Raw genomic sequence first — 7,095 nt, 5'->3', positions numbered from 1 at the left:
TTTCCAATTTTTATTGATTCCTTTTTAATAGTTACTTTTTTCTTTCAATTTGATTTGTTTTTTCGGGCGATTCTTCGAAATTACTTACAACGTGTGTGTATAAGAAAAGTTGCGTGGTTTAAGCACTAAAATTAGCAAATAAAATACAGATAAAAAGTCAGCGAGGTCTTTCGTAAATTAGCTAAAAACAGCAATTTTTTTTATACGTTGTTGTACGCTGGCTATTATCATTTGTTAATTATCTGAATTTTCAATATATGTACTAAGTTTAAGCTCTTTGGCAAGCTTTTTTTTTAAGGTTGCCAATGTGCTGGATTTAAAAGTTCCTAACTTCTTACAAATTTCCCTAAAGATTCCAAAAGTTGTGGATTGTCTTCTAATGCTATTTTTGCAACAGCATAAAAATCTCGCATCCAATCATCTAATTCTCCAAATGCTGTGTCTTTCAGTTTTGTTGCATCTTGACTTTCTCCTTTTTCTCTCAAATATTCAGCTCTTGCAGTTTCTAAACTTGTAATTAGTGTTACTGTTTCTTGCAATTCGGCTGGAGTTACTTTTAAAGGAGCTAGTTTTGTTTCAATTTCTGAATTACCAACTGCAACCGAGTAAAATTTCTTTACAGCTTCTAGCCATTTTATATATGCTGCTGGTAAACTCCCTTTTAACCCTAAATTTTTTAAGGTAACTTCTTCTTTTCTAAAAACAACTTTTGCTTTTTTACGGTGTAAACTATAAACTTTTGCTAAATTTTCTTTTGTTGTTATAAAATCATTGTAAGCAACTGTAGTTTCAGTATCTTCTTTTTTATTATAATCAAAAGCTTCTCTTGTTTTTGTTAATAGTGTTTTACCTTCTGTTAATAAGGTGTTGTCATAACCAAACTCTGCCATTATTGTGGCTATTTCGGGTTGTTTTTCTACATTTTCTAATGATACTCGGTATTGTTCTAGTGTTTCTATTTCTGTAAAATTTCTCTTTGATGCCATAGTCTAGTTTATTTTTGTTATTAATTATTCTTTTTTCTCTATCCCTAACAAGTGTTGCTTTGTTTCTGTAACTCGTTTAGGGATTCCTAGCATTTTATTTGTTCCTCCTAGTTGTTTATTATTAGTTCCTAAATGTTGTTTTTGTATTCCTAAGAAACATTTTTATACTCCTAAAGTGTAATGATAAGAAAAATATTTGTTAAAAGTATGAAACCAATGATATTAGTTTATAATTTAATATTTGGCATTTGTTGTTGCCATAGATTATAATAATGTCCTTTTTTGGAGTATAATTCTTTATGATTTCCTTGTTCTAAAACTTCTCCTTTTTCTAATACTACAATTTCATCTGCATTAATTACGGTACTTAATCTATGAGCGATAATGATAATAGTTTTATTGTCTTGACGTAATCTTTCTATCGCTTTCTGTATATAATTTTCTGAAGTAGAATCTAAAGAAGATGTTGCCTCATCTAATACTAATACTTCTGGTTTTTTATATAAAGCTCTTGCAATCGCAATTCGTTGTTTTTGTCCTCCAGAAAGTGTAGCTCCGTTTTCTCCTAAATATGTGTTAAAACCGTTAGGTAAACTTTCAATAAATTCTAAAATGCCAATTGATTTGCAAATCTCTATAATCAACTCCATGTTGGGAGCAAAATCTCCCACAGCAATATTATCAATCACATTTCCTGCAAACAAATCTATTTTTTGTGGAACAACACTTACTAATTCTCGCAAACTTTCGTGCTGAATATATTTTAAATCTAAATCTCCAATAGTAATACCTCCTTTTTGAATAGGATATAAATTTTGTAAAAGAGAAATTAGGGTTGATTTTCCAGAACCACTTTCTCCAACAATTGCAGTAATATTTCCTTTCTTAACTTTTAAGTTGAAATCTCTAAAAACTTGTACTCTTGTACCATATCTAAAAGCTACGTTCTTAAATTCGATGTCGTCAATCTTCTCTTTTTTCAATACTACCTTTTCAGTATTTTCTTCTCTTTCTAAATCCATAATCTCAAATAAACGGTCTGCTGCAATTAACGCATTTTGTATTTGTTTGTTTGCACCAATTAAACTTGCTACAGGATTCATAAAATAACCAATGATTGCATAAAAAGATAATAATTCTCCAGGCGTAATTTCTCTTTCAATTACAAAATAAGAGCCACTCCACAATAAAATAATAGTAAATAATTGTGCTATAAAAGTTGTAGAAGTTCCTGAAAAAACTGAATTTAAAGCTGATTTATAACCAATATGTAATAAACTAATAAAACGTGTTTCTGTTTTAATGTTAGTAAAACTTTCTAAACCAAAACGTTTAATTGTTCCCACAGAATTTAAAGATTCTACTAACTGACTTTCTAATTCGGCAGAACTCTCCATTATTTTACGTTCTGTTTTCTTGTTGAGTTTGTTTATGATAATATATACTACTAAATATAGCGGAATAACCAATAACATAATTAGTGCCAGTTTCCAATAATATAGAAACATAATACCAAAAGAAAAAAATAATATAAGTATATTAACTGTTAAACTTAAAGATACATCATTAATAAAGGCTCTAATTTTAACGGCATCATTTATACGAGAAATTATTTCTCCAACACGCATCGTATCAAAAAATTGCTGTGGTAATTTTAATAAATGTTTGTAATATCCTAAAATTAAACGAGCATCTATTTGTTGACCGCTTTTAATTAAAAAGACATCTTTAAAAATACCTATTACAATTTGTAACACTAATAGTATTAGCATTACTAAACTTAGTAAATTTAGCAATTTGGTATTACCACCAACTAGTACATAATCTGTTATTTTTTGAATGTAAATGGAGGTTGAAAACCCTAATAAGGTATAAATAATAGCCCCAACTAAAGCCTGAAATAAAACAAACTTATGAGGTTTTAATAAAAACCAAAAACGTTTTAAAACAGATACTTTTTCGTTGGTCGGCGTAAATTCTTCTTTAGGTAATAGCAACACCAAAACACCTGTCCATTCTTTTAAAAATTCTTGATGTGTTTTTTTATGGATTTTCCCATCTCCAGGATCCATAATTTTTATAAATTCTTTTGTAACCTCGTAAATAACAATATAATGGTGCAATTGTTCTTTTACAATAATATGTGCAATGCCAGGTTTTGGTATTTTAAATAAACTGTCCAATTCACCACGAACACCTTTGGCTTCAAAACCTAATTTTTCTGCGGCTTCTATTAAACCTAATATGTTTGTACCTTTTTTATCTGTACCTGCGTATTGGCGAATACGAGAAATTGGAAGTTGTAAATTATAATGTGCTGATATGGATGCTAAACAAGCTGCTCCACAATCTGTAATATCGTGTTGTTTTATTGTGATTTTTGCCATATTATGAATTTTTGTGGCAAAGAAAGGGGAGTTTACTGCAATTTTTTTGCAGAGAAAGTAATAATCAAAAATTAAATAGGATATAAAAAATTAAGAATAATAAAGAAACTGTTGTATATAATATGGGACCAAACCGCATATTTAAAGCCTATAAGCATTCTTATTACGCTGAATAAAATACCAGAGATAAAAGCAAGTACAAAAAAAATAATTATATAATGTATTGGATCAGAAGAATAATTATTTATATGACATATAGAAAATAAGAAAGCTAAGCCATAAAAAACAAAGATATTTGTAGGAGTTTTATTTATGTTGTCTTTTATTTTTTCTTTGAAAGAAATATATAATAAAATAAATGTTAATATTAATATTACTAAGGTTATTAAATTTGAAGAAAAAAGTAATATTATTGAAATAGGAATAGTTAGATAAAATATCATGTCAATATTATTTCGGCTTAGTTTTAGAGGGTATCTAAATATTAATTCTTCTACTATTGGAAATAGAATACCTATGAAAATAAATTGTTCAATAATATTTAATTTTGATATTACATTATCCGATTCTATATTGTTAGAATCTAATAAGAGTAAAACAATCGAATTAATTATTATATTAATAAATGTTATAGTTAATAAAAAAATAAATTTATTTTGATAACTTTTTTTTTTGCAAAATGGATTTTTAAGAAATGTAGTTATTTTAGTTCCTCTCATTTTTTTTAAACTTAGATATAACGAAATCTATAACTAATATAGAAACTAAGATATATAAAAATAATTTCTTCCTAGGAAAATCTATATGACCAAAAGAAAGAAATGCAAAAACAATTGCTAGTAAAAAAGTGAAGTATCTAAAATATTTAATCATATTTAAAAATTTTTGAAAACCTCAAGAATAAAAAAAATATACACTTGAGGTTATCAAGATTACACTCTACCAAGCACCTCTGTCCATTGCATGAAAAGAAGTTCTATGATATTCAGGGCCTGGACAAAGTTCTTCATGTACAGCAGCAGCAGCTACTACAATAGCTCTTAAAAGTTTAAGCCAATTTCCTCCGTCAATATTGACAGCTTCATTTGTAGTTAATTCTTTAACTCCAAAGTTTTCTAAATTTTTCATAAAATTACGATTTTTTAATTAATAATTTATTTTTTGTTGTAAACTTTTTACAATCAATATCAAAACATTACTATATGCATCTAATATTGTTTTAATAATTCAAACATAGTTTCATTCAGTGCAAAAAACTTGCACTCAACAAATTATTTTTCAAAAAATAACTACCACCAAATATATTAGTTACTTCATTGTTTGTTAGTACATCTACAGAAATTGAAACTTTTAAATCAAAATCATTGCAATAATAGTAAGTCTTTCTACTTTTACTATAACAAATATTGGCTTCGTAATCTTTTAATTCTTTTATTAATAGATGTACAGAGCGTTTGCTAATTCCTAGTAATCTTGATAGTTCTTCTGGAGTTCCTGTATTTTCATTTTGTATTCTTTGATGAAGTCGTTGTAAGCGTTCTAGAGTTTTTAAGTTTTTCATAATAGTTTTTATTTCTTTGCAATTTGATTAGAAGGATTTATCCAATCATCCATTTTATCATATAGTAAATCAAAAAGAGAACGTTCTGTAAGTTCAAAACGAGCGTTTACAAACATTCCTTTTTTTAATTGTCCTTTAAATCCATTTTTTAGTTGTAAATAATCTTGGTCAAGTGAGCACAACACTTTAAACATTGGTGTATTATTAATCATTTGTACATCGTTGCCAATTTCTTCGATTTTTCCATTGGCTAATCCCCATTGGTTATAATTAAACGCACTCACTTGAAAATTCACTTTATTTTCTTTTTTTATTAAACCAATATCTATTGGGTTTATATAACACTCTACTATTAAATCTGATTTCGGTGAAATTTCGGCTAATTGAGTGCCATTTTGTATAAAACTTCCTTTTTCAACACCTTTTACATTTAATAAAGTACCTGAAACTGGAGCTTTAATAACAGATAAATTATTTGTTTCTTCTAATTGTACTTGATTGTTTTCTAGTTCCTTTAATTGGTTTTGTTGATTCACTAACTCTGCTTGCCAACTACTATACTGTTGTTTTTTATATTGATAGATAGCGTTTAAAGATATATCGTAATCTAGTTTACTATTGTTGAGTTCTATTTTAGCGATTACACCTTTGTCGAATAATTTTTGACTCCGATTGTAGTCTTCTTTTATTTTTTGAAAACGAGTATTTAATTCACTCAATTTTTGTTGATAGAAGTTAAATTCTTGTTTATATTTTAGAGATTGTAATTTATTTGCAATTCTTTTTTGATTAGATAAAAGTTTTAAATCTTCTACAAAACTTTTGGTTTCACTTATTAAGCTTGTAGTCGTATTTATTTTTTGAGTAATTGATAAGTTATTTATAAGTAACAAGGTGTCTCCTTTATGTACTTGAAGATTATTTTTAATTTGATGAAAAATAACTTTTCCACTATTACTGCTTTGTAAAATAATTCTTTCCTTGTCAGGTCTTATGAGCCCTTGAGAAGTATTGTAAATTGTAACACTAATAAAAGGCAGAGAAATTAACGCAGTAATTAAGGTCAACAAAATAATGCTGTAAATAATTTTACTTTTATTCGTGTGTTTAAATTGATGTACTTCAAGAGTATTTTCAATAATTTCTTTTGGGAATATTTGTTTTTTCATAGTTTTTCTTTTCAAGCTATTTGTTTATTAAGTGAAAGCTCTTTTAATTTTGTGAGGAACGAGCAAAATTAAATGTGCTTTTACAAGCTATTGGTTTCGGTCTGAGCTTGCGTACAACGTGTTTGTGTATGCTTTGTTGCGTTGGTTTAGCGTAAATTTAGCAAATAAATATTGAATAGAAAATCTGCGAGGATTTTCGTAAATTGGTTAAAAGAAAGCAATAAAATATACACGGTGTTGCCAAACGTATTATTTTTTCTTTTTCCTAATTTTGAATTGAATAACTCCAGCTCCTCTTGAATAAAAATAAGTTCCTTTGTCTAATTTAGAAACCGCATTCGAGTAAAATTCTTCTAATTCAATATTTTCATATATGAGAGTTATAAATTTTTGAGCTTGATTTCGGGTTTCATTTTTTTCTGTATTTTTTCCGTTATTTGGATATATTTCGTCAAAGTAATATTTCCTATCAACCTTATTTGATTTAATAACAAATTTGTTTGAATCTCCATCTAAAAAATTCCCATCACAAAAATTGTTTTCAAAATTACAGTCTTTAATAGTTTCAATTCCAAGTTTTTCCAGTTTTTCAAGAAGTTTCATAGTCGTTTCAACTTTTAATTCTTGATATTCTTTAACTTCAATCCATTCAATATTCCAAATATCATTCCACAACCTTTTAATCCAAGAGTTATTTATTGAACCTTTAGTCCATTTAGTTTTGATTTTTCCAGAATATTTGTTTCCAGAATATTTAATCAATTCAATTGTTTGAGGTCTTTCAATTAAAGTAATTTCATATTTCTTAATAATCGAATCAATATTATTTTGACTATTTAAATTCAAATATATATTCAGAAATATAAAAGTTATATAAATTGTCTTTTTCATATGTTTGGCAACGTGTTTGTGTATTGAAAGTTGCGTTTTTTGTGAACGGCTATTTTCCGAAGGAAAATAGAAAGTGAGTAAAAAAGCAGCAACTTTTGTTT

7 protein-coding genes are annotated in these 7,095 nt (G+C 27.1%); all 7 read right to left on the bottom strand.

What is annotated here, in order from left to right; all coding sequences use genetic code 11:
- Positions 1 to 326 precede the first annotated feature (326 nt).
- The gene (locus tag MPF13_RS15205) at positions 327 to 986 is read right to left on the bottom strand and encodes a PQLLE family protein (protein ID WP_249983621.1); all 660 of its coding nucleotides are present in this window, start codon (positions 984 to 986) and stop codon (positions 327 to 329) included.
- Positions 987 to 1,213: 227 nt separating this feature from the next.
- Positions 1,214 to 3,373 (bottom strand): peptidase domain-containing ABC transporter, encoded by a 2,160-nt coding sequence (locus MPF13_RS15200; RefSeq protein WP_249983620.1) that lies wholly within the window; start codon positions 3,371 to 3,373, stop codon positions 1,214 to 1,216.
- A gap of 71 nt (positions 3,374 to 3,444) precedes the next feature.
- Positions 3,445 to 4,092, bottom strand: coding sequence for a hypothetical protein (locus MPF13_RS15195; RefSeq protein WP_249983619.1), 648 nt, complete (start codon positions 4,090 to 4,092; stop codon positions 3,445 to 3,447).
- A 220-nt stretch (positions 4,093 to 4,312) separates the two neighbouring features.
- Positions 4,313 to 4,501: a hypothetical protein gene (locus tag MPF13_RS15190; protein ID WP_249983618.1), complete on the bottom strand. Its 189-nt coding sequence runs from the start codon at positions 4,499 to 4,501 to the stop codon at positions 4,313 to 4,315.
- A gap of 115 nt (positions 4,502 to 4,616) precedes the next feature.
- Positions 4,617 to 4,934, bottom strand: a complete 318-nt coding sequence (locus MPF13_RS15185) for an HTH domain-containing protein (protein WP_249983617.1) — start codon at positions 4,932 to 4,934, stop codon at positions 4,617 to 4,619.
- Between the two features lie 8 nt (positions 4,935 to 4,942).
- The gene (locus MPF13_RS15180; RefSeq protein ID WP_249983616.1) at positions 4,943 to 6,103 is read right to left on the bottom strand and encodes an HlyD family secretion protein; all 1,161 of its coding nucleotides are present in this window, start codon (positions 6,101 to 6,103) and stop codon (positions 4,943 to 4,945) included.
- Positions 6,104 to 6,352: 249 nt separating this feature from the next.
- Positions 6,353 to 7,095: hypothetical protein (locus MPF13_RS15175; protein ID WP_502924529.1), on the bottom strand; the 743-nt coding region annotated here is incomplete at its 5' end.

Origin of the sequence: Polaribacter sp. Z022, assembly GCF_023555495.1 — a bacterium.
Taxonomy (GTDB): domain Bacteria; phylum Bacteroidota; class Bacteroidia; order Flavobacteriales; family Flavobacteriaceae; genus Polaribacter.
The sequence above is the reverse complement of the archived record's forward strand: the minus strand, read 5'-3'. Positions and strand labels throughout refer to the sequence as shown.